Source organism: Candidatus Symbiopectobacterium sp. NZEC135 (genome assembly GCF_025962695.1).
Map to the genome: position 1 here is coordinate 1 of NZ_JAGFPF010000502.1, position 1300 is coordinate 1300.

Here is a 1300-nt window from a genome sequence, read left to right on the forward strand (position 1 = left end):
CATCATCGGTAAATTTGGTGAAAGGGCGGTAATCCCCTCATTGGTGGCAGCCTGTGCCATTCTGGCGTATGGCGGTGTCTCGGTGTTTGTGGCGCTGTTTACCGTCTACTCCATGATGGTCAGCATGTTCAAAAAAGCCAATTTGCCGCGCAGGCTGATCCCCGCTGTCTATTTTGCCGGTGCGGGCACCTTTGTCATGATCATGCCGGGTTCTCCCCAAATCCAGAACCTGATACCGATGAAGTTTCTCGGCACCTCAGCCACTGCGGGGTTAGTGCCAGGATTATTGACGGCCGCTTTTCAGGCGACATTGGTGATCTTCTATCTGTCATGGCTGTTTCGCAAAGTGAAAGCCAGCGGCGAAGGGTGGGTGGATGACGATGCCGCCGCCGGGAAAAGCAATGCTCCGCAGAGTGCGGCAAAAGATAAGCCGCAGCCCCATGTGATCATTGCGCTGTTGCCGATGCTGCTGTTGCTGTCGGTGCTGAATATTTTGAAATGGGACCCGGCAATTGCGCTGTTTTGCGCCATCGTTTCGGCACTGATTATTTACGCTCGCTATCTCAACTGGAAAGAGATTATCGGCAACCTGGCGGCAGGCACCATGGAGGGCGTGGTGTCTCTGTTTAACACGGCGGTCATCGTCGGTTTTGGCGCGCTGGTCATGAAGCTGCCTGCGTTTCAGGAATCCTTTCAGGCGATCGCGCATTCCGGGCTGAGCCCATTGATGGTCACCGCCATTGCCGTCGGTGCGTTGGTGTTTATCAGCGGTTCCGGCTCGGGTGCACTCAGTATCGCCATGCCGCTGATTGCCTCTATGTTTCCGGCTGCGGTGGTGGATCAGGGGGCATTGCACCGCGTGGCGACCATGGCCTGCATGAGTACCACGCCACCCTTTAACGGATTGATTATTACCGTACTGAGTGTGTGCGGTGTCAGCCATAAACAAGCCTATGGTCCGGTCGGTATGCTGACGTTAGCCATTCCGTTGGTTGCCATGGCCTTTATGCTGCTGCTTTACGCTGTGTTGCCCGCCTCTATCACTATGCTCGGTGGATAACCTCCTCTGTTAATCAGGACGTGATCTACGCCGGTGCGTGGTAATTATCTTGTAACCGCGTACCGAAAAAATATGAAACACCAGGGAATAACTATTTATTCCAGTAAGATTATCGGGAGACGTAAAAATGAATTTCGAACTTAACGAAGAACAAACGCTGATTCGTAATATGGTCAGAGAGTTTGTGGACAGCGATATTAAACCCATTGCCGCTATTATTGATAAACAGCACCGTTTCCC

The 1300-nt window shown here is 52.6% G+C and carries 2 protein-coding genes; both read left to right on the forward strand.

The genetic code is table 11. From position 1 onward, the window contains the following. Nucleotides 1-1060, forward strand: a 1060-nt coding sequence (locus J5224_RS28250) for a GntP family permease (RefSeq protein WP_264628427.1), incomplete at its 5' end; no start/stop codon positions are given. 127 nt (nt 1061-1187) lie between these two features. Continuing rightward, nucleotides 1188-1300 (forward strand): acyl-CoA dehydrogenase family protein (locus J5224_RS35915; protein ID WP_413544736.1); only part of this gene is annotated, 113 nt, incomplete at its 3' end.